This window comes from Actinomadura sp. GC306, from assembly GCF_004348665.1.
Taxonomy (GTDB): Bacteria; Actinomycetota; Actinomycetes; order Streptosporangiales; family Streptosporangiaceae; genus Spirillospora.
The window spans coordinates 1-2208 of sequence record NZ_SMKM01000479.1; the positions used below are offsets into that span (position 1 = coordinate 1).

General features: G+C 69.5%; 2 protein-coding genes. One reads left to right on the plus strand and one right to left on the minus strand.

What is annotated here, in order from left to right; translation table 11 throughout:
• A partial coding sequence (locus E1200_RS32780; protein ID WP_131956486.1) for an LCP family protein occupies positions 1 to 1259 on the plus strand: 1259 nt, incomplete at its 5' end.
• Positions 1260 to 1380: 121 nt separating this feature from the next.
• Here E1200_RS32780 and E1200_RS32785 read toward each other — a convergent pair.
• Entirely contained in the window at positions 1381 to 1989 is a 609-nt protein-coding gene (locus E1200_RS32785; RefSeq protein ID WP_243709043.1) for an A24 family peptidase, read from the minus strand.
• Between the last annotated feature and the right edge of the window lie 219 nt (positions 1990 to 2208).

Below are 2208 nucleotides of genomic sequence, written 5' to 3' on the forward strand. Positions count from 1 at the left end.
ATCTCGTCGGGGGGATCGAGCAGAAGGACGTCGGGGGGCAGCTTGGGGACGATCGCCCGCGGAAGCTGAACAAGTCGCTCAACGTGCTGCTGATCGGGTCGGACACCCGGGAAGGCGACAATGCGGAGTATGCCGTCCCGGGGATGTCGGGAGCGCGGTCGGACACCGCGATCCTGCTGCATCTCTCGCCGAACCGGGACCAGGCCGTCGGGATCAGCTTTCCGCGGGACTCGATGGTGAAGATCCCCGCGTGCGAGAAGGACGAGGGCGGGACCGTTCCGGCGCGGTTCGGGATGCTGAACACCGCGTTCGCGTTCGCGGGGCCCACGTGCACCTGGAAGATGCTGGAATCGCTCACCGGAATCCACATCGACCACTTCGTGCAGGTGGACTTCTCCGGGTTCAAGCGGATGGTGGACGCGCTGGGCGGCGTCGAGATCTGCGTCGACAGGCCCGTCCGCGACCCGAGGGCCGAGCTGTATCTGAAGGCCGGGAAGCAGACCGTGAAGGGCGATCAGGCGCTCGGGTACGTGCGGGCGAGGTATTCGCTCGGGAACGGGTCCGACCTTGAGCGGATCGAGCGGCAGCAGAAGTTCATGGCCGCGGTCGCGGAGAAGGCCACCGACTCGGTGCTCAGCGACCCGGCGAAGACGTACAAGTTCCTGAAGGCCGCGACGAAGTCGATGACCACGGACGACGACCTGGATCTTTCGGCGATGCGGAAACTGGCGGACGGGCTCAAGGGGATGAGCGCCGGGCAAGTGCGGTTCGTGACCGTGCCGGTCGAGCGGTACGCACCCGATCCCAACCGCGTCCAGTGGAACCAGGCGCAGGCCGGGCAGTTGTTCGAGGCGATCCGGCACGACAACGACCTGCCCGCGGAGCCCGCCAAGCCGGTGAAGACCGAGCAGGCGCCGCTGCGCCCGAAGGACGTGAAGGTCTCCGTCGTCGACGCGGGCGGCAAGGACGCCCTGGTCAAGCGGGTCGTGACACAGCTCAGGAAGCGCGGCTACCAGGTGGCACGGAAAGTCGAGAAGGGCGCCGAGGCACCCGAAAGCCGCCTGGTGTACGCGGCGGCGGCCGAGGCGCAGGCGACGGCGCTCGCGCGGGACGTCCCCGACGCGCTGCTCACCGCCGACTCCGGCGCTTCCGCGGGCGGCGTGCGGCTCGTCATCGGAAAGAACGGGGTCCGGCTCGCCCCGCCGCCCATCAATAAGATCGGCGGAGGCGTCCGGGGCGGCAAGAAGCTCTGCGGCTAACGCGGTGCCCACGAACGTCGGCCGGGTTCGACACTCGTTGACCTGCGGCGCATTGCCCTTTTCGGCATTCCCGTGGGGACAACACGCCGCAGTTCAACGCGACCGGCGGACCTTGCGCGCGCTAGCCGGCGAACATCAGGACGGCGATTAATGTGCCGGCGAACATGTACGGGCCGAACGGGAATTCGCCTTTCCGTGTACGCCGGACGATCATGATGCCGACGCCGACGAGGCCGCCGATGAGGTAGGTGGCCAGGACGCCGACCATCCACGCGTCCTGGCCGAACCAGCCGAGATAGAGGCCGAGGACGCCGGAGAGCTTCACGTCCCCCATGCCGATGCCCGAAGGCGCGATGAACGCCTGCACGAAATAGAGGACGAACAACACCACCATGCCGATGAGCGCGTGCTGGAATCGCCGCATGCCGTCGTCGGTGAAAGGCGCCGCGGCGGCGAGCAGCGCCGCCGCGATGCCGTAGGACGGCAACGTGAACCGGTCGGGCAGCCGCTTGACGGCGACGTCGATGAAGGTGAGGAGCGCACCGGCCGCGGCCAGGTAGAGCAGCGCCGCCAAGACGGGCTCCGGCCCGACGCGCCACCCGAGGACCCCGAACACGGCGGCCGTGGTCAGCCCCATCAGCATCCGGCGGCGGCGCGGCACGTCACCCGTGAACGGCGCCGCCAGCGGCGCGATGAGCAGGCCGACGACCAGCCCCACCGGGACCAACACCAACCCGACCATCGAACCCCGCCCCGATCCGGCGCTGAACTCGCCCCCCGGCACCCTAGTCGGACGACCGTCCACAGCGCCGTGCCCGCCGCCATCTGTCGGCCGGCGTGCCGCTCGTCCACAGCAGCAGCGGCCACGAGGGCACCGAGAGCCTCGCGCTGCAGGACGGGGTCGAGGCCGGGGGCTGAAGCGGCTGGACGGGCGCAGTCGGGGCGATGG